Origin of the sequence: Sphingopyxis sp., from assembly GCF_019459305.1 — a bacterium.
In the GTDB taxonomy this organism is placed as follows: domain Bacteria; phylum Pseudomonadota; class Alphaproteobacteria; order Sphingomonadales; family Sphingomonadaceae; genus Sphingopyxis.
The window spans coordinates 1-21,627 of the sequence record NZ_JAIBES010000085.1 but is presented as its reverse complement, the minus strand read 5'-3'; the positions used below and the strand labels follow the sequence as shown (position 1 = coordinate 21,627).

19 protein-coding genes are annotated in these 21,627 nt (G+C 62.6%); 10 read left to right on the top strand and 9 right to left on the bottom strand.

Annotated elements, in window-relative coordinates; translation table 11 throughout:
• The first annotated feature begins 4 nt into the window (after nucleotides 1–4).
• Nucleotides 5–1,027 carry a dihydroorotase gene (pyrC, locus tag K0M74_RS10010; protein ID WP_293971346.1) on the top strand — a complete coding sequence of 341 codons (1,023 nt, stop codon included), beginning with the start codon at nucleotides 5–7 and terminating at the stop codon, nucleotides 1,025–1,027.
• Nucleotides 1,028–1,232: 205 nt separating this feature from the next.
• Here the strand turns inward: pyrC and rarD are convergent, their stop codons facing one another.
• Together rarD and K0M74_RS10000 are read right to left on the bottom strand one after the other, a co-directional pair.
• Complete coding sequence (gene rarD, locus K0M74_RS10005) at nucleotides 1,233–2,150, bottom strand: EamA family transporter RarD (RefSeq protein ID WP_293971343.1); 918 nt, start codon at nucleotides 2,148–2,150, stop codon at nucleotides 1,233–1,235.
• 28 nt (nucleotides 2,151–2,178) lie between these two features.
• Nucleotides 2,179–2,400, bottom strand: a complete 222-nt coding sequence (locus tag K0M74_RS10000; RefSeq protein WP_293971340.1) for a hypothetical protein — start codon at nucleotides 2,398–2,400, stop codon at nucleotides 2,179–2,181.
• A 181-nt stretch (nucleotides 2,401–2,581) separates the two neighbouring features.
• Between K0M74_RS10000 and K0M74_RS09995 the strand changes: the two genes are divergently transcribed.
• The 4 genes from K0M74_RS09995 to K0M74_RS09980 all read left to right on the top strand — a co-directional run bounded on the left by K0M74_RS09995 (nucleotide 2,582) and on the right by K0M74_RS09980 (nucleotide 4,981).
• The gene (locus K0M74_RS09995) at nucleotides 2,582–2,971 is read left to right on the top strand and encodes a glycine zipper 2TM domain-containing protein (RefSeq protein ID WP_293971337.1); all 390 of its coding nucleotides are present in this window, start codon (nucleotides 2,582–2,584) and stop codon (nucleotides 2,969–2,971) included.
• Nucleotides 2,972–3,027: 56 nt separating this feature from the next.
• Nucleotides 3,028–3,702, top strand: a complete 675-nt coding sequence (locus K0M74_RS09990; protein ID WP_293971334.1) for a GNAT family N-acetyltransferase — start codon at nucleotides 3,028–3,030, stop codon at nucleotides 3,700–3,702.
• Nucleotides 3,702–4,142 (top strand): DUF1330 domain-containing protein, encoded by a 441-nt coding sequence (locus K0M74_RS09985; protein WP_293971331.1) that lies wholly within the window; start codon nucleotides 3,702–3,704, stop codon nucleotides 4,140–4,142. Before K0M74_RS09990 ends, K0M74_RS09985 begins: the two co-directional genes overlap by 1 nt.
• Nucleotides 4,143–4,228: 86 nt before the next feature.
• Entirely contained in the window at nucleotides 4,229–4,981 is a 753-nt protein-coding gene (locus K0M74_RS09980) for a hypothetical protein (RefSeq protein WP_293971328.1), read from the top strand.
• Nucleotides 4,982–5,179: 198 nt separating this feature from the next.
• Here K0M74_RS09980 and K0M74_RS09975 read toward each other — a convergent pair whose 3' ends face one another.
• From K0M74_RS09975 to thiS, 4 genes are all read right to left on the bottom strand, one after another.
• Entirely contained in the window at nucleotides 5,180–5,362 is a 183-nt protein-coding gene (locus tag K0M74_RS09975) for a CsbD family protein (RefSeq protein ID WP_293971325.1), read from the bottom strand.
• A 245-nt stretch (nucleotides 5,363–5,607) separates the two neighbouring features.
• The gene (locus K0M74_RS09970; protein ID WP_293971322.1) at nucleotides 5,608–5,769 is read right to left on the bottom strand and encodes a hypothetical protein; all 162 of its coding nucleotides are present in this window, start codon (nucleotides 5,767–5,769) and stop codon (nucleotides 5,608–5,610) included.
• 191 nt (nucleotides 5,770–5,960) lie between these two features.
• Entirely contained in the window at nucleotides 5,961–6,731 is a 771-nt protein-coding gene (locus tag K0M74_RS09965) for a thiazole synthase (RefSeq protein WP_366932648.1), read from the bottom strand.
• Nucleotides 6,728–6,931, bottom strand: coding sequence for a sulfur carrier protein ThiS (gene thiS, locus K0M74_RS19840; protein ID WP_366932647.1), 204 nt, complete (start codon nucleotides 6,929–6,931; stop codon nucleotides 6,728–6,730). Before thiS ends, K0M74_RS09965 begins: the two co-directional genes overlap by 4 nt.
• Nucleotides 6,932–7,012: 81 nt before the next feature.
• Between thiS and K0M74_RS09960 the strand changes: the two genes are divergently transcribed.
• The 4 genes from K0M74_RS09960 to K0M74_RS09945 all read left to right on the top strand — a co-directional run bounded on the left by K0M74_RS09960 (nucleotide 7,013) and on the right by K0M74_RS09945 (nucleotide 10,925).
• A complete protein-coding gene (locus K0M74_RS09960) occupies nucleotides 7,013–7,453 on the top strand; it encodes a type II 3-dehydroquinate dehydratase (RefSeq protein ID WP_088440285.1) in 441 nt (146 codons plus the stop codon).
• Nucleotides 7,454–7,523: 70 nt separating this feature from the next.
• Nucleotides 7,524–7,997 (top strand): acetyl-CoA carboxylase biotin carboxyl carrier protein, encoded by a 474-nt coding sequence (gene accB, locus K0M74_RS09955; protein WP_293971318.1) that lies wholly within the window; start codon nucleotides 7,524–7,526, stop codon nucleotides 7,995–7,997.
• Between the two features lie 20 nt (nucleotides 7,998–8,017).
• A complete protein-coding gene (accC, locus tag K0M74_RS09950; RefSeq protein WP_293971315.1) occupies nucleotides 8,018–9,379 on the top strand; it encodes an acetyl-CoA carboxylase biotin carboxylase subunit in 1,362 nt (453 codons plus the stop codon).
• A gap of 187 nt (nucleotides 9,380–9,566) precedes the next feature.
• Entirely contained in the window at nucleotides 9,567–10,925 is a 1,359-nt protein-coding gene (locus tag K0M74_RS09945; RefSeq protein WP_293971312.1) for a L,D-transpeptidase family protein, read from the top strand.
• Nucleotides 10,926–11,036: 111 nt separating this feature from the next.
• Here the strand turns inward: K0M74_RS09945 and rpoC are convergent, their stop codons facing one another.
• From rpoC to K0M74_RS09930, 3 genes are all read right to left on the bottom strand, one after another.
• Nucleotides 11,037–15,323: a DNA-directed RNA polymerase subunit beta' gene (gene rpoC / locus K0M74_RS09940; RefSeq protein WP_293971309.1), complete on the bottom strand. Its 4,287-nt coding sequence runs from the start codon at nucleotides 15,321–15,323 to the stop codon at nucleotides 11,037–11,039.
• A gap of 55 nt (nucleotides 15,324–15,378) precedes the next feature.
• Complete coding sequence (gene rpoB, locus K0M74_RS09935) at nucleotides 15,379–19,557, bottom strand: DNA-directed RNA polymerase subunit beta (RefSeq protein ID WP_088440290.1); 4,179 nt, start codon at nucleotides 19,555–19,557, stop codon at nucleotides 15,379–15,381.
• Nucleotides 19,558–19,977: 420 nt separating this feature from the next.
• Complete coding sequence (locus K0M74_RS09930; protein WP_293971414.1) at nucleotides 19,978–20,400, bottom strand: DUF4197 family protein; 423 nt, start codon at nucleotides 20,398–20,400, stop codon at nucleotides 19,978–19,980.
• Between the two features lie 341 nt (nucleotides 20,401–20,741).
• Between K0M74_RS09930 and K0M74_RS09925 the strand changes: the two genes are divergently transcribed.
• Nucleotides 20,742–21,590 (top strand): hypothetical protein, encoded by an 849-nt coding sequence (locus K0M74_RS09925; RefSeq protein WP_293971304.1) that lies wholly within the window; start codon nucleotides 20,742–20,744, stop codon nucleotides 21,588–21,590.
• Nucleotides 21,591–21,627: the final 37 nt, after the last annotated feature.

Genomic DNA, 21,627 nt, shown 5'->3' with positions numbered 1-21,627 from the left:
CCGCATGTCCGACCGCCTGACGATCCGCCGCCCCGACGACTGGCACGTCCATCTGCGCGACGGGGCGATGCTGCACCATGTCGCGCGCTATACCGCGCGCCAGTTTGCCCGCGCGATCGTCATGCCGAACCTGTCGCCGCCGGTGACCACCGCCGAGGAAGGGCGCGCCTACCGAGACCGCATCAACGCCGCTGTCCCCGCGGATCTCGACTTCACCCCGCTGATTGTCGCTTATCTGACCGACGCCACCGATGCGCACGAGATTGCGCGCGGCCATGCCGAGGGCGTGTTCACCGCCGCCAAACTCTACCCCGCCCACGCCACCACCGGCAGCGCGCATGGCGTCACCGACATCGCCAACATTATGAGCGTGCTCGAACGGATGCAGGCGATCGGCATGCCGCTACTCATCCACGGCGAGGTCACCGACCATGAGGTCGACATTTTCGACCGCGAGGCGGTGTTCATCGAGCGCACCCTGGAACCGCTGGTCCGCGCCCTGCCCGCGCTCAAGATCGTGTTCGAACATATTACGACGGCCGAGGCCGCGCAATTCGTCGCCGATGCCCCCGCGACTGTCGCCGCGACCGTCACCCCGCAGCATCTGCATATCAATCGCAACGCGATGCTCGTCGGCGGCATCCGCCCGCACGCATATTGCCTGCCCGTCGCCAAGCGCGAGCATCACCGTCTCGCGGTGCGCGCCGCCGCGACCTCGGGCTCGCCCAAATTCTTCCTTGGCACCGACAGTGCGCCGCATGCGGTCCACACCAAGGAGGCCTCGTGCGGCTGCGCGGGCATCTTCAACGCGCCCTTCGCGCTGGAAAGCTACATCACCGCGTTCGATCAGGATGGCGCGCTGGATCATTTCGAAGGTTTCGCCAGCGAACACGGGCCGCGCTTCTATGGGCTGCCGCTCAATGACGACACCGTTACGCTGGAACGCGCTGACGTCGTGGTACCGGATAAGGTCGGCGAGGTCGTGCCTTTCCACGCGGGTGAGACGCTGGGCTGGCGGCTGGTCTGATTTGTTTCGCATAAAGACACGAAGGCACCACGAAGGACTCTAAAGGCGTTCGTGCTGAGCTTGTCGAAGCACCGTCCCTTTCGTCACCGTCGCCAAGAAAAACGGCTCTTCGACGAGCCCAGGGCAAACGGACGGTAGGGCTCGTTGTGTCTTTGTGCCTTCGCGCGAAAAAATGGAATCCGAACCTTTTGGGCGGCGGCGCGGCTCAAGCCACCGTCACCATCCGCTCGGCACGCATCTTGCGCCACATGTCGAAACTGAACACCGCGATGCTGATCCAGATCAGCAGGAAGCAAAACAGCTGCGCGGGCTTCAGCGGCTCGTTGAAGATGAACAGGCCGAGCAGGAACTGCAGCGTTGGCGCCAGATATTGAACGAAGCCCAACGCCGCGTAACTCATTCGCCGCGCCGCGGTCGCAAATAGTAATAGCGGCACCGCCGTCACTACGCCCGCTGCTGCAAGCAGCCAGCTGATCTCTACGCCTGCCCCGAACCCGCGTCCGTCGCCGATCCACAGATAATAGCCCACCACGGCCACCGACAGCGGCAACAGCAAGGTCGTCTCTACCGCCAGCCCGGGCAGCGATCCCACCGGTACCACCTTGCGGATCAAGCCATAGGTGCCGAAACTGAGCGCCAGCGTCAGGCTGATCCAGAGCGTGTCGAGCGCGCCGGCGAGCAGGATCGCAACGCCAATCGCGGCGATGACCACCGCCACCGCCTGTAACCGCGACAACCGCTCGCCCAGAAACGCCATGCCGAGCAGCACATTGACCAGCGGGTTGAGATAATAGCCCAGGCTCGCCGCGAGCACATGGTCGGTGAAAATGGCGTAGATATAAACAAGCCAGTTGAGCGCGATCAGCAGTGAACTGGCGAGCAGTAGCCGCAGCACGCGCCCATCCTTCAGCGCCGCGATATATTCGCCAATCTGCCTCCGAAACAGCATGATGACAAAACACAGCGGCAGCGACCAGACGATGCGCTGCGCGAGCACCTCGACCGGCGGCACGCTTTCGAGCAGCTTGAAAAAGAGCGGGACAAAGCCCCAGAGACCATAGGCCGCCAGTGCATAGGGCAAGCCGCGCTGCGGGGATTCCGCGGGAGCGGTCGGCTGGGTCATAGGGGAAAAACTGCCTTTCGGCCGAAAATCAGAAGATACCGCCGCCCAGCATCAGGCGGATCACGCCGATGACAATCACGACTATGTTCAGATTGCGCCCACTGTTGCTGCTCGACATCGCGCCCAGCGCGAGCCCGACGACCGCAAAGGGCACGATCAGCCAATTGGCCCAGCCAAGCAGCGGGACGAAAGCAAAAACGGCCAAAACCAGGGCGATGGCGCCGATAACGAGCGAGGCAATGTTGAGCATTTCAAGACTGTCGCATGATGCCGCCCACGCGGCAAGAGCTTTTCGGTTCGTCGATGATAACGCTCGCTTCGTCTTGTTGCCTCGGGTTCATGCAACGCGATCCGGACCCCGGTCGTTTCCCTTCTCGAAGTGCCAAGTACCGTCATGCGGTACAAGGCGCGGCACCAGGAAAGGATTTACAATGCTTAGTTTCAACAAGAGCCTGATGGGTGCATTGGCCGCCGCCAGCGTCGCGCTGACCGCCCCGGCCTATGCCGGCATCGCGGCCCCGGCCAAGGCCGAAGGCTTCCATCAGATGGAACAGTCGAGCGGCTTTCATAAGCGCAAGAAGCGCCATCATCATGACCAGCGGGTCAGTGCCGACACCCGCGTGTGGCGCGACCGTGACGGCCGTTATCGTTGCAAAAAGGACAACGGCACGACCGGTCTGTTGATCGGCGGCGCCGTGGGCGGCCTTGCCGGTAACGAAATCGCGGGTCGCGGCGACAAGCTGCTCGGCACCGTGATCGGCGCTGGCGCCGGTGCCCTCCTGGGCCGCGAGATCGACCGCGACAAATATCGCTGCCGCTAAGCGATAGAGCTACCGTCTCGATTGCGGGTCCGAGACCCCTCCGCCCGCAAACGTAGATGGAAGAGGGCGTCGACCTGGTCGTCGGCGCCCTCGACCGCGTGCGCGACCCACGCGCGCTTGCCCCTTGCCCGTCCGTGCTGCTTGCCGCAAAAGCACCCTCCTGTTTCCGGGAGAGGATCCTCATGCTCAACGGCCCCCTGCTCGTTACCCAACGGCTCATCCTGCGCCCGCCCGCGACCGAGGATTTCGACGCCTTCGCCGAAATGTGCGCCGAACCCGACACCATGCAGTTTATTGGCGGCACCTGCCCGCGCGCCGCGGCGTGGCGCATCTGGTGTACGCTGGCCGGGGCGTGGCACATCCGCGGCTTTTCGATGTTCTCGGTGATCGAGCGGGAGAGTGGCGAATGGGTCGGTCGCCTTGGCCCGTGGGAGCCCGACGGCTGGCCGGCGCCCGAAATCGGTTATGGCGTGCGCGCCAAATTCGCGGGCAAGGGCTATGCCTTTGAAGGCTGCATCGCCGCCTGCGACTTTGCCGTCGAATTTCTGAAATGGCCCGAGCTGATGCACAGCATCGATCCCGCCAACGCGCGTTCGCAGGCTTTGGCGGCGCGGCTGGGGGCAACCAACAGCGGTCCCACCCGCCTGCCTGCGCCGTTCGAGGATGCACCGGTCGACGCCTGGACGCAGAGCGCTGATGCCTGGCGGATCAAGCGCAAGGAGTTCCTCTGATGTCCGACCATCATATCGACCCCGAGCGCGCGCAATTCGATGCGTTCAAGGCGCTGCCGCGTGATACCGTGATCCACATGCTCAACCTCGTCCGCTTCAAGACCGCGGCGACCTATCCCGCCGATCATGCGCTTGCGAGTGAAGCGCTGACCGGCGCCGAAGCCTATGCTCATTATGGCGCCGACAGCGGTCCGATCTTCCAACGCGTTGGCGGACGCATCGTCTGGCGCGGTTCGATGGAAGCGATGGTGATCGGCCCCGACGCCGAGCATTGGGACGCCATGTTCATTGTCGAATATCCGACCAGCGCCGCCTTCATGGAAATGGTCACCGACCCCGTCTATCGGCACGCCGTGACCCACCGCCAGGCGGCGGTTGAAACCTCGCGGCTGATCCGCTGCAACCCGAACACGTCTCGCTCCGGTACAGTTTTCGGCTAACAAAACGTTACCCGTTAACGCATTTTATTTGCGTCTTTTTAACCAGAATCAGGCATTCCCGGTGAAAGATTAAGGGAGCGTTAGTGATGATGTTGCGCGGAAAATGGCTGGTTACCGGCCTGCTGATGGCGGCGGCACCGCTCGCCGGGTGCCGGGACAATCCCGAGGCCAAGTCGGAACTCGGGCCGCTCGACGAAGGGCTGACCAATGCCGACCCCTCGATCAAGGGCGCGCTCGAAGACAAGATCATGGTAGACCCCAAGCTTGCGGGTCAGGCGAACCAGAATGCCGTCGGTCCCGGCAATCGCCCCGTGGATGGCGGCGTTCCCGGCGTGGCGGGTGGCAAGGCCGCAACAGTCGCCGAAGCCGCTGCTGCGCTCAAGGCGGGCAAGCTGCTTACCGCACCCAAGGCGCTTCCGATGGAAGCAGGTTGCGACGGCTGCGAAGCCAAGCCGCGACCCGTCACCATCGGCGCACTCGCGCGCGATCAGCAAAAGGGCGGCGGCTGCGACGCCAAGCTGACCTATGGCAACGCCTGGGCCGAGCGCCTGCCCGCTGCATTCAAAGTCTATCCGCGCGCGACGCTGCGCGAAGCTGCGGGCGTAGCAGGCGGCAAGTGCAACATCCGCGTCGTTAATTTCCAGACCGCCGCGTCGATTCAAGGCGTGTTCGACTATTATCACACAATGGCCATCCGCGCTGGCTACACCAGCGACCACCGCGTTAACGGCAACGAACATATGCTCGGCGGCACCAGGGGCGACCTCGCCTATGTGATCATGGCCCGCCGCGACGGCGGCATGACTGACGTCGACCTGGTGGCTTCCGGGGGCAAATAACATTCTCCGATCCTCCCTGTGGCGAAGCCATGGGGAGGTGGCAGCCCGGAGGGCTGACGGGGGGGGGGGGCCATGGCGCGACGTTGCGACCCCTCCACCACCGCTTCGCGGCGGACCCCTCCCCGTTGCTGCTCGACAGGGGGGAACAAAAAAGGCCTCGGTCTCCCGGGGCCTTTTTCTTATCGGTCGATCAGATCGTCAGACCTTGTCGCCGAGCGCGCCTTTGACTTCGCCCTTTAGGTTCTGGGCTTCGCCTTTGCGCTCCTGCGCAACGCCTTCGGCATTCAATTTCTCGTTGTCGGTCGCCTTGCCGACTGCTTGCTTGGTGTTACCCGCAGCTTCGTTGGCGAGGCCCTTTGCTTTGTCGGTGAGTTCACCCATGGAATGTCTCCTTGCTTTTGGCCGAGGCAGTAGCGCCTCTTGCCTGACCAACGAGCGGTCCCCGCCAATGTTCCATGCCTTCGGGCAAATCATTCTGAAAAAATGGCAATTGACCCGTCGCGCAAATGCGATCGAATAGCGGCATGATATTTTTGCGCTCAATCCCGCTCGCCGCGACCGTGCTGCTGTTCGCCCTCGGCGCTCTCGCGCAGCCCGCCCCGACAAAGCTCCACGCGCTACCGCAGTTACGCGGCATGACAGCCGAAGAAGCGGCGGCGCTGATCGCAAAAGTCGCCGATGCGCAAGCGAAGTTGAAGAACGAGGAGCAGGTCGCTTTCGAACTGCTGTCCGGCGCCCCCGCCGTTTATTCGATGACGCGCACGACCCCGCGCGAGGCTTTTCTCCACCTGCCGCTCGCAAAGACGTTCAGCGTCGAGCGCAAAGCGACCGAAAACAGTTTGTGGCAGCCTTACCGGATCATCGTCCTGCCCGACGGCCCCGGCAAATTACTCTGGGATGTCGAAGTCGTGCTGGGCATCAATGGCCAGATCGAGCGGATCGAAATGCTCTACGCCCGCCTGCGCCCTTCTGACTGCGCTCAGATCAGTCCCGCCAACGGACTGGACGGGTCGGCATATTTGCGTAGCCCCATCCGCCCCGACAAATACGCGTCCCGCCCTGCCTCGACCGCCAGCTTCATGGCCCGCGCCATCCGGATCGGATCTTTCGCCTCGGCGATCGCAGTGTTCATCAGCACGCCGTCGCAGCCAAGCTCCATCGCCACTGCGGCATCGCTCGCTGTGCCAACGCCCGCATCGACCAGCACGGGTACCGACGCACCCTCGACGATCAGGCGGATGGTGACGCGGTTCTGGATCCCCAGCCCCGACCCGATCGGAGCGCCCAGCGGCATTACCGCGACCGCGCCCGCATCCTCCAGCTGTTTCGCGGCGATCGGATCGTCGACGCAATAGACCATCGGCAGGAAACCTTCCTTCGCCAGCACCTCGGTCGCCTCCAACGTCTCGCGCATGTTGGGGTAGAGCGTCTTGGCCTCGCCAAGCACTTCCAGCTTCACCAGATCCCAGCCCCCTGCCTCGCGCGCCAGCCGCAAGGTGCGGATCGCGTCGTCGGCGTTGAAGCAGCCCGCGGTGTTGGGCAGGTAGGTGACCTTCTTCGGATCGATATAATCGGTGAGCATCGGCGCGGTCGGGTCCGACACATTGACGCGGCGCACCGCGACCGTGACGATCTCCGCCCCCGAAGCCGCGACCGCCGCCGCATTCTGCTCAAAATCCTTGTACTTGCCGGTCCCGACAATCAGCCGCGACGTGAATGTACGTCCGGCAACGCTCCAAATGTCGGTCAACAACCGCCTCCCACAAAATGTACAATTTCCAACGCGTCGCCCTCGCACAGCGCCACATCCGCCAGCGTCGAGCGAGGTACGATTTCGCGGTTGCGCTCGACCGCGACCTTTTTGACGTCGAGGCCGAGCGAGGCCACGAGATCGGCAATGCTACCATCGCGCACCTGCCGCGTTTCGCCGTTGAGGATGACCGAGATCAAAGGGGAATCCGCCTTGCTTTGCCTTTTGCCGAGCAGCCCATATAGGGGGAGCGCATATCGTCGCAACCGAAAGCCCCCGCATTGACCGACAAGCCGACCGTTTTTGTCCTCTCCGGCCCTAACCTCAACCTGCTCGGTACGCGCGAGCCGGAGATTTACGGCCATGATACGCTGAACGACATTCACGCGCGGCTCGAAGCGCAGGCGGCCGAACTCGGCCTTCGGGTCGAGTGCCGCCAGACCAACCATGAGGGCGTGCTGATCGACTGGCTGCACGAAGCCTATGTCGCGGGCGCCAAGGCGGTGTTGCTCAACGCGGGCGGCTACACGCATACCTCGATCGCGCTCCACGATGCGATCAAATCGATCAAGGTGCCGGTGATCGAGGTCCATCTGTCGGACCCGATGCAGCGCGAAGAGTTTCGCCACATCAGCTATGTCGGCATGGCCGCGGTCGCGCATTTTGCAGGCCATGGCGCGAACAGCTATACGCTGGCGCTGGACGCCGCCGCGCGTCTCTGACAAGAGGGCGCATCAAAAACGGGGTCTGAGCGTCCTTATCAATGGACGCCGCAACAACAGGAAAATTCTCATGGGTGACCATAAAGACGATGGCATCAATATCGATCCGGCCTATGTGCGCGCGCTCGCCGAGCTGCTCGACGATACCAGCCTGACCGAAATCGAAGTCGAGGACGGCGATCGCAAGGTCCGCGTCGCGCGCAAGGCCGCGGTTGCCCCGGCGCCCGTCGCTTATGCGCCTGCACTGGCACCCGCCGCCGCGGCCCCGGCGGCAGCTCCCGTCGCGGCCGCCCCCGCGGCTGCCAGCTTCGCCGACGCGGTCAGATCGCCGATGGTCGGCACCGTTTATCTCTCGCCCGAACCCGGCGCGCCGAATTTTGCGACCATTGGCTCACCGGTCAAGGCCGGCGACACCGTGCTGATCATCGAGGCGATGAAGGTCATGAACCCGATCGTCGCCCCCGCATCGGGTACGCTGACGGGTGTGCATGTTGAAAACAGCCAGCCGGTCGAGTTCGACCAGCCGCTGTTCACCATCGCCTGAGGCGAAGGAAACATTCGGCAATGGCCATTGAAAAACTTCTGATCGCTAACCGCGGCGAAATCGCGCTGCGTATCCATCGCGCCTGCCACGAAATGGGCATCAAGACGGTCGCGGTTCACTCGACCGCCGATGCCGATGCCATGCACGTCCGCCTCGCCGACGAAGCGGTGTGCATCGGCCCGCCCGCGGCGAAGGACAGCTATCTCAACATCCCCGCGATCATCTCGGCGGCCGAGATTACCGGCGCTGACGCGATCCATCCGGGCTATGGTTTCCTCTCCGAAAACGAACGCTTCGCCGAGATCATCGAAGCGCATGACATGATCTTCGTCGGACCGAAGCCCGAGCATATCCGCACCATGGGCGACAAGGTCGAGGCCAAGCGTACCGCGGTCGCGCTCGGCCTGCCGGTCGTTCCGGGATCACCCGGTGCGGTAACCTATGGCGACGAATGCCGCAAAATGGCCGAGGAAATCGGCTATCCCGTGTTGATCAAGGCCGCGTCGGGCGGCGGCGGGCGCGGGATGAAGGTCGTCCCCGACGCCGACAGCCTCGAAAGCCTGATGGGTCAGGCGTCGAGCGAAGCGGCGGCGGCGTTCGGCGACCCGACCGTCTATATGGAAAAATATCTCGGCAACCCGCGCCACATCGAATTTCAGGTGTTCGGCGATGGCCGGGGAACGGCAATCCACCTCGGCGAGCGCGATTGCTCGCTTCAGCGCCGCCACCAGAAAGTGCTCGAAGAAGCGCCCTCGCCGATTATCTCGGCCGAAGAGCGCGCGCGCATGGGCAAGGTGTGCGCCGACGCGATGGCCGCGATGCAATATCGCGGCGCCGGGACGATCGAATTCCTGTGGGAAAATGGCGAATTCTTCTTCATCGAAATGAACACGCGCATCCAGGTCGAGCATCCGGTGACCGAAATGATCACCGGCTTTGACCTTGTTCGCGAACAAATTCGCGTCGCCGGAGGCCGCGACCTGTCGGTCAGACAGGAAGACCTGGAGTTCCGCGGCCACGCGATGGAATGCCGCATCAACGCCGAAGACCCGCGCACCTTCATGCCCTCACCCGGCAAGGTCACCAATTATCATGCCGCGGGCGGCATGCATGTGCGCGTCGATAGCGGGCTGTACGCCGGTTATTCGATCCCGCCCTATTACGACAGCATGATCGGCAAGCTGATCGTTTATGGACGCACCCGCGAAAGCTGCATGATGCGGATGCGCCGTGCGCTCGAGGAAATGGTGATAGCGGGGGTCAAGACCAATATCCCGCTGCACCAGGCGCTGCTCGCCGACCCCGACGTGATCAACGGCGATTATACGATCAAATGGCTGGAAGACTGGCTCGCGCGACACGATGAGGCGGGCGCAGCATGAACATGGTATAAACTCCTCCCCATCAGAAGAAGGGCAGCGAGACTTGCCAGATTGCTGGCTTAGTCGCAGGGGGGTGGGCTTTGAGACGCAACCGCGACCCCAACCGCTCCCCCGAGGGGCTTCTTATGCGCCCAACTGTGCGCCACCTCACTTTAACTCCTCCACATTTTTGGCTAAGGGCTTAACCATGGTCAAAAACGCCCCCAACGCAGCGCGCCGCGCCGCGACGCTCCTCCTGCCGCTGAGCCTGCTCGCCACGCCCGCCTTCGCCCAAACCGCGGTGAAAGAGGATTCGGTCATCCTCCAGCCCGACAAGGTCGCCGACGACGCCCCGGTGATCGCCGCACAGGTGACGTTGCCGAGCTGGACCGAAGAAAACGCCACCGCGCTGCTCAGCACGATCGAAAACATTGGCGCCGAAGGCCTGTTCGCCAAGGATTATAACCCCGACGAGCTCGCCGCGGCGATCCTTTCCAACGATCAGGCCGCGCTCGACAAACGCGCGACCGACACCTTCCTGCTGCTCGCGACGCATCTGCGCGACGGGCGCACGCCTAATGCGGCGCGCAAACAATGGTTCATGATCGATAGCGACGCCGATGCCGAACCCTTGCTGCCGCTGCTCGAGACCGCGCTGAACGCCGGGTCGATCCGTGAAACGCTCGCCTCGCTCAACCCCATCCATCCCGACTTCGCGCTGCTCAAGGCCGCGCTCACCAAGGCCAAGGCGCCTGCCGACGCCAATGCCATCCGTGTCAACATGGAACGCTGGCGCTGGATGCCGCGCGCGCTCGGCGAGCGCTATGTCGTCAGCAACGTTCCCGAATATATGACCCGCGTCGTCCATGGCGGCACGATCATCGCGACGCACAAGGCCGTCGTCGGCAAAGCATCGACCGCAACGCCGCAGCTGAACCCGATGGCCACCGGCATCATCGTCAACCCGACCTGGACCCTACCGCGCAGCATCATTAACGAAGGCATCGGCGCGACGATTGCCCGCAACCCCGCCTCGGCGCGCGCGCAGGGCTATACCTGGACCGGCAGCGGCAAGACGCTGTCGGTGGTGCAAAAGGCGGGGCCAAACAACGCGCTCGGCGTGATGAAGATGGAAATGCTCAACGAGCATGCGATCTACCTGCATGACACTCCGTCAAAGGGCGCGTTCAACGCCGCCGCCCGCGCATTCAGCCACGGCTGCATCCGCACCGAACGCGCGCTGCATTTCTCGGGCCTGATGGCGGTCATGTTCGCGGGGCGTAGCCCGGAAGAGTTCGGCGAAGCGATCGCGAGCGGCAAGACCACCCGCTTCGGCTTCGACCAGCCTTTCCCCGTCTATGTTGCTTATTGGACCGTCATCCCCGACGGCAAGGGCGGCACCAAAAAACTCTCCGATCTCTATGGGCGCGATGCTCCAGTGTTGGCCAGCTTTGCCAAACCCGGTCGTCCGACCGCTACGATCATCGCACCGGTCGCGCCGCAAGTGGTCCCGACGGTCCAGACGACAGCGCGCGTAACGACACCGGGGACCAGCGGAATTTATTGAGCAGAGCCGCTTCCGACCGGAACCCGTTCTCACTGCAATCCACACAAGAAAAAGCCCCGCCGGATCACTCCGGCGGGGCTCTTTTCTGTCGTGCCTGGATGACCGAAGCGGTTACGCCTCGCCCTCACCCTCCGGACGCTCTTCGACCATCACGTCATCGGTCGTGAAGTCTTCGCCCTGCACCTTGCCCAGTGGATCGTCGCCCATCGCGGCTTCAGGCCCCTGCGCCAGTTCGGCGGCATGCTCGGCAGCGGCACTCGCCGGCGCGATCAGGTCTACCTGGCTCGCGGCGCGCATCGATGCGCGCAGCGCGGCATCCTTGCTCGACGCAGTGACGCGGACGCGGTTCATCGCGGCGCCGGTACCCGCCGGGATCAGGCGGCCGACGATGACGTTTTCTTTCAGCCCGATCAGCGAGTCGACTTTGCCCTGCACCGAAGCTTCGGTGAGAACGCGCGTCGTCTCCTGGAACGACGCGGCCGAAACGAAGCTGCGCGTTTGCAGCGACGCCTTGGTGATGCCCAACAGGACCGGACGGCCCTCGGCTGGAACACCATTCTTCGGCAGCTTGGCGTTATATTCCATCATCTCCAGATAATCGAGCTGTTCGCCCGGCAGCAACGTGGTGTCGCCGCCCGCGGTAATCTCGACCTTCTGCAGCATCTGGCGAACGATCACTTCGATGTGCTTGTCGTTGATCTTCACGCCCTGCAGTCGGTACACTTCCTGGATTTCGGCGACCAGATATTCAGCCAGCGCCTCGACGCCCATGACGTCCAGAATGTCGTGCGGGTTCGGCGAACCGCTGATCAACGCATCGCCGCGCTTGACCTGATCGCCTTCCTGCACTTCCAGCACCTTCGACTTGGGGATCAGATATTCGATCGGATCGCCTTCTTCCGGAACGATCGCAATCTTGCGCTTCGCCTTGTAATCCTTGACGAATTCAATGCGACCGCTGATCTTTGCGATAACGCTGTTGTCCTTCGGAATGCGCGCTTCGAACAGCTCGGCCACCCGCGGCAGACCGCCGGTGATGTCGCGCGTCTTCGATGCTTCACGACTGACACGGGCCAGAACGTCACCCGCCTGCACCGTCTGACCATCCTCGACCGACAGCATCGTGCCGACCGCGAGCAGGTAGCGCGCGGCTTCACCCGAAGCATCGTCAAGCAGGGTCAGGCGCGGCTGAAGATCTTCCTTCTTGGCGCGGCCAGCCGAACGATATTCGATCACGACGCGCTGGGCGATGCCCGTCGCTTCGTCGACCTGTTCGATCAGGGTCTTGGTGTCTTCCAGATCCTGATACTTCACAACGCCCTGCTTTTCGGTGATCAGCGGCATGGTGAACGGATCCCATTCGGCAATCCGGTCGCCCTTCTTCACCTTGTCGCCATCCTTGAACAGGATATGCGCGCCGTAAGGCAGCTTGTGCGACGCGCGCTCGCGACCTTCGCTGTCGATCACCGCGACTTCACCCGAACGGGCAAGCGCCAGACGGCGACCGCGCTGGTCGACGATCGTCGGCATGTCACGATATTCGATCGTGCCGTCCGAAATCGATTCGGCGTTCGACTGCTCGTTAACCTGCGCCGCACCACCGATGTGGAAGGTACGCATGGTCAGCTGGGTGCCGGGTTCACCGATCGACTGGGCGGCGATAACGCCGACCGCTTCACCGATGTTCACCGGGGTACCGCGGGCCAGGTCACGGCCATAGCATTTGCCGCAAACGCCCAGCACCGCTTCGCAAACCAGCGGCGAGCGGATCTTGACCGACTGGACTTCGGCATCTTCGATCCGCTGCGTCGTCGGCTCGTCGAGGAGGGTGCCGACGGGGGCCAGCACATTGCCGTCCTTGTCGAGCACATCTTCCAGCGTCGTGCGGCCCAGGATGCGCTCGCCCAGCGAGGCGATCGTCGAACCGCCCTGGATGATCGCGCGCATTTCCATGCCGCGGTCGGTGCCGCAATCTTCCTCGATAACGACGCAATCCTGCGACACGTCGACCAGACGGCGGGTCAAATAACCCGAGTTTGCCGTCTTGAGCGCCGTATCGGCCAGACCCTTACGGGCACCGTGGGTCGAGTTGAAATATTCAAGAACGGTCAGACCTTCCTTGAAGTTCGAGATGATCGGGGTTTCGATGATCTCACCCGACGGCTTGGCCATCAGACCGCGCATACCGGCGAGCTGCTTCATCTGCGCCTGCGAACCACGGGCACCCGAGTGCGCCATCATATAGATGGAGTTGATCGGGGCCAGACGACCCGTTTTCGGATCCTTCGGCTCGGCGCGGATTTCGTCCATCATCGCGGTCGCGACCTTGTCGCCGCACTGCGACCAGGCGTCGATTGCCTTGTTGTACTTTTCCTGCTGCGTGATCAGGCCGTCCTGATACTGCTGCTCGAAATCCTTCACCAAGGCGCGGGTTTCATCGACCATGCCGACCTTGGACGCCGGAATGATCATGTCGTCCTTGCCGAACGAGATGCCGGCTTTGAACGCGTGGCGGAAGCCCAGCGCCATGATGGCGTCGGCGAACAACACGGTCTCTTTCTGGCCGGTGTGACGATAGACCTGATCGATCACGTCACCGATTTCCTTCTTGGTCAGAAGGCGATTGACGACGTCGAAGGGCACGGTGTGCGACTTCGGCAGGCACTCGGCGATGAGCATACGGCCCGGGGTCGTTTCGAAGCGCTGAAAATATTCATTGCCCTTCTCATCGGTCTGCGGGACGCGGCTGACGACCTTGGTGTGCAGGGTCACGGCACCGATAAAAAGCGCCTGATGCACTTCGGCCATGTCGGCGAGCAGCATGCCCTCGCCGGGTTCGCCTTCGCGCTCCATCGACAGATAATAGAGACCAAGCACCATGTCCTGCGACGGCACGATGATCGGCTTGCCGTTCGCGGGGCTCAGGATGTTGTTGGTCGACATCATCAGCACGCGCGCTTCCAGCTGGGCTTCCAGCGAGAGCGGGACGTGAACGGCCATCTGGTCGCCATCGAAGTCGGCGTTGAACGCGGCGCAGACCAGCGGGTGAAGCTGGATCGCCTTGCCTTCGATCAGCACGGGTTCGAACGCCTGAATGCCCAGGCGGTGAAGCGTCGGGGCGCGGTTCAGCAGGACCGGGTGCTCGCGAATGACTTCGTCGAGGATATCCCAGACTTCCTTGCGTTCCTTTTCCACCCACTTCTTCGCCTGTTTAAGGGTCATCGACAGACCCTTGGCGTCGAGGCGCGCATAAATGAACGGCTTGAACAGCTCGAGCGCCATCTTCTTCGGAAGGCCGCACTGGTGCAGCTTGAGTTCCGGACCCGTCACGATGACCGAACGGCCCGAATAATCGACGCGCTTGCCGAGCAGGTTCTGACGGAAGCGGCCCTGCTTGCCCTTGAGCATGTCGGACAGCGATTTCAGCGGACGCTTGTTGGCGCCCGTGATCGTGCGGCCGCGGCGGCCGTTGTCGAACAGCGCGTCAACGGCTTCCTGCAACATGCGCTTTTCGTTGCGGACGATGATGTCCGGCGCGCGCAGTTCCATCAGGCGCTTCAAACGGTTGTTACGGTTGATCACGCGGCGGTAGAGATCGTTCAGATCCGACGTCGCGAAGCGGCCACCGTCGAGCGGCACCAGCGGGCGCAGTTCGGGCGGGATCACGGGGACGACTTCCAGGATCATCCATTCGGGGCGGTTGCCCGAATCGATGAAGCTTTCGACGACCTTCAGGCGCTTGATGATCTTCTTGGGCTTCAGCTCCGACTTGGTCGTCGCCAGATCTTCCATCAGGTCGGCGCGTTCTTGCTCCAGGTCGAGATTTTCAAGCAGGACGCGGATCGCTTCGGCGCCGATGCCGGCCGAAAAGGCGTCTTCGCCATATTCGTCCTGCGCGTCGAGAAGCTCGTCTTCGGTCAACAGCTGGAACTTCTCGAGCGGGGTCAGGCCGGGTTCGAGCACGATATAGGCTTCAAAATAAAGGACGCGCTCAAGCTGCTTGAGCTGCATGTCGAGCAGCAGGCCGATGCGCGACGGCAGCGACTTCAGGAACCAGATGTGCGCGACGGGCGCGGCGAGTTCGATATGGCCCATGCGCTCACGGCGGACCTTGGTAACCGTGACTTCAACACCGCATTTTTCGCAAACGATGCCCTTGTATTTCATGCGCTTGTACTTGCCGCACAGGCATTCATAATCCTTGATCGGGCCAAAGATGCGCGCACAGAACAGGCCGTCACGCTCGGGCTTGAACGTGCGGTAGTTGATGGTTTCGGGCTTCTTGATCTCGCCGAACGACCACGAGCGAATGCGCTCGGGGCTCGCGATGCCGATCTTGATCATGTCAAAGGTTTCGGGCTTCGCGACCGGATTCATGAAGTTGGTAAGCTGGTTCATATTCTAGCTCCACTCTTCCCCCTTCGCGCGGAGCGAAGGGGGTGAGGATAAGATCTTATTCGGCGGCTTCGGGAAGGGCGTCGGGCGCCTCGTCGGGGTCCAGATCCGCATGGGACGACAGTTCGACGTTGAGTCCCAGCGAGCGCATTTCCTTGACGAGCACGTTGAAGCTTTCGGGAATGCCGGCCTCGAAGGTGTCGTCGCCCTTGACGATCGCTTCGTAAACCTTGGTGCGGCCGATCACGTCATCGGACTTCACCGTCAGCATTTCCTGAAGCGTGTACGCGGCGCCATAAGCTTGCAGCGCCCACACTTCCATTTCCCCGAAGCGCTGGCCACCGAACTGCGCCTTACCGCCCAGCGGCTGCTGGGTAACAAGAGAGTACGGCCCGATCGAACGCGCGTGGATCTTGTCGTCGACCAGGTGATGCAGCTTTAGGATATACATATATCCCACCGTCACCTTGCGGTCGAACCGGTCACCGGTGCGGCCGTCGTACAGATCGACCTGACCCGACCGGTCAAGACCGGCACGTTCCAGCATCGCGGACACGTCGGCTTCGCGCGCACCGTCGAACACCGGGGTCGCAAAAGGTACACCGACCGACAGGTTGGAGGCGAGTTCGACAACCTCGTCTGCGGTGCGGGCCTTGATCTCGTCGGCATATTCATCGCCATAGGCATGAAGCAGTGCATCGCGCACGGCCTCGGGCGGGGTTCCCGCCACGGGATCGGGGTTCGCCATGCGCCAATCTTCCAGCGCCGTGGTGATCTGCTGACCGAAGCCGCGCGATGCCCAACCAAGATGCGTTTCGAGAATCTGCCCGACGTTCATGCGCGACGGCACGCCCAGCGGATTGAGCACGAAATCGACGTGCGTGCCATCTTCCAGGAACGGCATGTCTTCGACCGGCAGGATGCGGCTGATGATGCCCTTGTTGCCGTGACGTCCGGCCATCTTGTCGCCCGACTGCAGCTTGCGCTTCACGGCAACGAAGACCTTGACCATCTTGAGCACACCTGGGGCGAGTTCGTCGCCGCGCTGCAGCTTTTCAACGCGATCTTCGTACTTCGCGCTGATCCGCTTGATCGCGTCGTCATACTGCGCCTTGATCGCTTCGAGCGCGGTCTGGCTGTTGTCGTCGACAACCGCCAGCTTCCACCAGTCGCCGCGATCGAGTTCGGTCAGCATCTCTTCAGTGACGACGTCGCCCTTCTTCAGCCCCTTGGGCACCGCGCTGGTCGCTTGACCGATCAGCAGGTCTTTCAGGCTCGAGAAAGTCGCACGGTTGAGGATCGCGCGCTCATCGTCGGCATCCTGCTTCAGGCGCTCGATCTCTTCGCGTTCGATCGCGATCGCGCGCTCGTCCTTGTCGATACCGTGACGGTTGAAAACGCGTACTTCGACAACCGTGCCCGACACGCCCGGCGGCAGGCGGAGCGAGGTGTCGCGCACGTCGCTGGCCTTTTCACCAAAGATCGCGCGCAGCAGCTTTTCTTCCGGCGTCATCGGAGATTCACCCTTGGGGGTGATCTTGCCGGCCAGAATGTCGCCCGGGCCGACTTCGGCGCCGATATAGACGATGCCCGCTTCGTCGAGGTTGCGCAGCGCTTCCTCGCCGACGTTCGGGATGTCGCGGGTGATGTCTTCTGGCCCCAGACGCGTGTCGCGTGCGGTGACTTCGAATTCCTCGATGTGGATCGAGGTGAAGACGTCGTCTTTCACGATGCGTTCGCTGATGAGGATACTATCCTCATAGTTATAGCCATTCCACGGCATGAACGCGACGAGCACGTTCTTGCCCAGCGCCAGTTCGCCCAGCTCGGTCGACGGACCGTCGGCGATAATGTCGCCGGTGCGGACAATTTCGCCCACCTTCACCAGCGGACGCTGGTTGATGCAGGTGTTCTGGTTCGAACGCTGGAACTTTTGCAGGCGATAGATGTCGACGCCCGACTTGCCGGGTTCAACCATATCGGTTGCACGGATGACGATACGCGTCGCATCGACCTGATCGATCACGCCGCCGCGGCGCGCTGCGATCGCAGCGCCTGAATCGCGGGCAACGGTTTCTTCCATCCCGGTGCCGACCACCGGAGCCTCTGCACGCAGCAGCGGCACAGCCTGACGCTGCATGTTCGAACCCATCAGCGCGCGGTTAGCGTCATCGTTTTCCAGGAACGGGATCAGCGATGCCGCAACCGAAACCAGCTGCTTCGGGGACACGTCCATCAACGTGATCTGTTCGCGCGGCGCCATCAGGAATTCACCCGCTTCGCGCGCCGAGATCAGCTCGTCGATAAAGCTGCCGTCGGGGTTGAGGTCGGCGTTCGCCTGCGCAACCGTGTGCTTTTGCTCTTCCATCGCCGACAGATAAACGACGTCGGTCGTCACCTTGCCGTCGATGATCTTGCGGTACGGGGTCTCGATGAACCCGTATTTGTTCACCCGCGCAAAGGTCGCGAGCGAGTTGATCAGACCGATGTTCGGGCCTTCCGGCGTTTCGATCGGACAGATACGGCCATAGTGGGTCGGGTGAACATCGCGGACTTCGAAGCCAGCACGCTCACGGGTAAGCCCGCCCGGCCCAAGCGCCGACACGCGGCGCTTGTGGGTGACTTCGGACAGCGGATTGGTCTGATCCATGAACTGCGAAAGCTGCGACGAGCCAAAGAATTCACGCACCGCGGCAACCGCGGGCTTCGCGTTGATCAGGTCGTTCGGCATGACGGTCGACACATCGACCGAGCTCATGCGCTCTTTCACCGCGCGCTCCATGCGGAGCAGGCCGACTCGATACTGGTTTTCCAGCAGCTCGCCGACCGAACGGACCCGGCGGTTACCGAGGTTATCGATATCGTCGATTTCGCCCTTGCCGTCCTTCAGGTTCACCAGCTCCTTGACGACGGCAAGGATGTCGTCGCTGCGCAGCGTGGTGACCGTGTCTTCGGCATCGAGGCCGAGGCGCATGTTCAGCTTGACGCGGCCGACAGCCGACAGATCGTAACGCTCGGGGTCAAAGAACAACCCGCCGAACAACGCTTCTGCGGTTTCGCGCGTCGGCGGCTCGCCGGGGCGCATCACGCGATAGATGTCCGAAAGCGCCTGATCGCGATCCTCGGCCTTGTCGGCCTTCAGCGTGTTGCGGATCCACGGACCGGTGTTGTTGTGGTCGATGTCGAGCAGGACGAGCTTGTCGATGCCCGCCGCGTCGATCTTTTCGAGGTTCTCGGCCGACACTTCATCGCCAGCTTCGATGTAAATCTCGCCCGTCGTCTCATTGATCAGGTCATAGGCCGAATAGCGACCGAAGATTTCCTCGGTCGGGATCAGCAACGTATCGAGACCATCCTTCGCCGCCTTGTTGGCGAGGCGCGGACTGATCTTGTGACCAGCAGCAAACACGACTTCGCCGGTCTTCGCGTCGACGACGTCGAACGCGGGCTTCGCACCGCGCCAGTTTTCGACCATGAACGGCACGCGCCAGCCATTGGCGGCGCGCTCGAAAATCAGGCGGTCATAGAAATGGTTGAGGATTTCCTCACCCGACATGCCCAGCGCGTAGAGCAGGCTGGTGACCGGCAGCTTGCGCTTGCGGTCGATGCGGACGTTGACAATATCCTTGGCGTCGAATTCGAAATCGAGCCACGAACCGCGGTACGGAATTACGCGCGCAGCGAACAGGAACTTGCCCGACGAGTGGGTCTTGCCGCGATCGTGGTCGAACAGGACACCCGGCGAACGGTGCATCTGCGACACGATAACGCGCTCGGTGCCATTGACGAAGAAGGTGCCGTTTCCCGTCATCAGGGGCATGTCGCCCATGTAAACGTCCTGCTCCTTGATATCGAGCACCGAACGGGTGTCGGTTTCGCTGTCGACTTCAAAGACGATCAGGCGCAGCGTGACCTTCATCGGCGCCGCATAGGTGATGCCGCGCTGGCGGCATTCGTCGACGTCATATTTCGGCGCTTCGAGTTCGTAATGGACGAAGTCGAGCTCGGCGGTGCCGGCAAAATCGCGGATCGGGAACACGCTGCGCAGCGTCTTTTCGAGCCCCGAGACATAACCGATCGACGGATCCGAGCGGAGGAACTGCTCATAGGATTCGCGCTGCACCTCGATCAGGTTGGGCATCTCCACCGCTTCGTGGATATTGCCGAACAGCTTGCGGATGCGCTTGCTCGCGGTTGCTTCGAGGGCTTTGCCCACCGATTTCGCTTTGGTCGCCATAAGTGATTGTCTCGCCTGTCAAAAATCCAAATCGCGGGCGCTCCGACGCGAAAAAAGCCGCAGGCAACCGTTGCCGGTTTACCGCAGCTTTCCAACGCCTGTCGAAATCCCCACCGACCTATCCGTACAATCCGCTGCGCAAGGCGGACTCTATCTCGAACGATGGGGTGTGACGGCGATATAGGTTTGGGGGGGCGAAGTGTCAACGGGCGGATCGCGAAATGCGCCGTTGCAAAGGAAGGCTTTGGGGTGGGGCGCGTACCTCATGCTCCCCGGCGCAAGCCAGGGTCAATAGGCCTTGAGCGCAAGCATTGCGTGGTGACGCTCTGGGCCCCGGATTGCGCCGGGGAACGGAGGTTAATGGTCGCTCACGTCACCCCATCATCTTCATACCCAGAACCGTAGCTTAGAATATGCCCTTCAGCAGCCCCGCCGGATTCCGCCGCAGCTCCGCCTCCTCCCCGCCATAAAATGAAATATGCCCTTCAGCGCCTGTTCGGTCACCAACTTGGGCAGCCCGTCGCGCGTCAGTCCCGCCGATTCCATCAGCGAATTGCCCTTCCCCAGCTGGTCGAGTTGGCGATAGGCGCCGACATTCGCCAGCGCCGATCCGATCAGCGGCGACACTTTGCTGAAAAACTCATCACCCGCGCTGGCCTGCAAATAGCGCGTCGCGCCATCCTTCTTGCTCACCAGCGCCGGCGCATCGGACGAGCGCAGATCGTCGATTGCCGAACGAGATATCGGTTTCGCCTCACCCGCCGCCCGGCCGCCGGCGTCGTTCAGGCTCTTGGTCAGATATTGGGCAGCCCCAGCTTGTCGCCCATCCTGAACAGCTTCGATGCCATCTTGCCAGCGCCCACGGCGCCGGCGCCAATGTAGCCACGCCCGCCACCCCGGTGAGCAGCATCCGCCGCGCGATCCTTGTTTCGTCCGGTTCCATCACGCGTACCCCTGCCCCGGCGATCCGATGTCCTGTCTAACAGCAAATCATGCTGCGCCAAAGTGCGCGGTGCGCCGACCGAAATGCGCGCGGCGGCGCGCGATATTGCGGCAGCGAGCCGAAGGTGGCTCAGTTTGTCGCGAGTTAGCCACGGTTCGTCAGCATTGGCGTGTCCTTTGCCGCCCTACACGCGTTCAAACTGGGACCCTCTCGTTCAACACACTCTAGGAGACCACAAGCAATGCGGAAATTCGCAGGCTTTATCGCAACCCTTTCCCTTGGCGCAGCCGCCATTGTCGCGCCCCCCGCGATGGCGCAGGACGCAGCAGCGGCAACCCTTGACCTGTCAGTCGGCACCAAGGTTTTTGATTCCGAAGGCGCCGAACTCGGCACGGTGACCAGCGCGCAGGGCGCAAATGTTGTCGTCGACCTTGGCGCGGGCAAGCAGGTTACCCTTCCGAGCAATGCATTTGGCAAGCTTGAACAAGGTCCGACGATCGGCGCGACCAAAGCTCAGGTTGTCGCAGCCGTCGATCAGGCCGCAGCTAGCAGCGACGCCAAACTGACCGCCGCGCTTCAGCCGGGCACCGACGTGCGCAGCGCCAACGGCTCGGCCATTGTCGGCAAGGTAAAGCTGGCCGAGGCGGATGCCGTCGTGCTCACGACCCCTGCCGGCGACGTCAAATTGCCGCGCAAAGCCTTTTTTGTCGGCCAAGCAGGGCTGGCGACCAGTTTTACTGCTGAACAATTTGCTGCGGCGATGACCGAGGCGAGCAGCGCTGCCGTCGCGAACGACGCTGCGGTCGCGTCTGCGCTTGTCCCGGGTGCCGATGTCCGCAGTCTCAAAGGCGCAACTGTGCTGGGCAAGGTGAAATCGGCGAGCGCCGAAAGCGTTATTGTGACTGCGGCCACGGGTGATGATGTCAGCCTGCCGCGCAGCGCCTTCCTCATGTCACCCGCGGGCTTGGCAGCGGCCTATACCGCAGATCAGTTTGCAGCCGCTCTCGCGCAGGCGACCGGAGCCACGGCGCCGCTCCCCAACGCGTCCGCCGAGGCCGCATCGGCCGCTCCGGACAAGCCGGCAAGCTAAGCCTGTCGGTACGTTCGTTCAGGGGGGGGGGGGCGGC